1 protein-coding gene is annotated in these 548 nt (G+C 33.6%); it reads right to left on the reverse strand.

Annotated elements, in window-relative coordinates; translation table 11 throughout:
• Positions 1-548 (reverse strand): oligosaccharide flippase family protein (locus AZI32_RS17555; RefSeq protein ID WP_157450992.1); only part of this gene is annotated, 548 nt, incomplete at both ends.

Below are 548 nucleotides of genomic sequence, written 5' to 3' on the forward strand. Positions count from 1 at the left end.
TACAGCATACGCTTGTGATATTGTTGGCACTAAACTCATACTCATAGCAACTGTTATAACTGCTGGTAAGTTTATTATAGCCATAGCCATTCCCGTTAATTGACCAAACATTACATTTGCCTGTGTTTGGCTAAAACCAGCTTCTACTAATCTCCTTATAACAATTACAGTATCTACCATATTTACTAGTGGCATAACAGCTGCTCCTATAGTTATAGGTATAGCTACTACTAATAATTTTTTTAGTATCCTAGATACACTTTCTTCTTCTCTAAATTTTTTACTTGATTTTATTTCTCTTTTTATAGTTTTTAATTTAAATAAATAAGCTATTATCAGATATATAATAGATGCTATAGCCCCTATAGTAGCCCCAATTATAGCCCCCGCTGCACCTTGTTCTGGGCCAGGGTTTGGCCCAAGACTGTTCATAAAAAGGTAAGCCAACGTTATTCCTAATATAACTCTGAAAAGCTGTTCAATTATTTGAGAAATTGCTATGTGAGTCATTTCTCTTCTTCCTTGAAAATATCCTCTATAAGATGACA

The organism is Clostridium sp. ATCC 25772 (assembly GCF_001573875.1).
Taxonomy (GTDB): Bacteria; Bacillota; Clostridia; order Clostridiales; family Clostridiaceae; genus Clostridium_J; species Clostridium_J senegalense.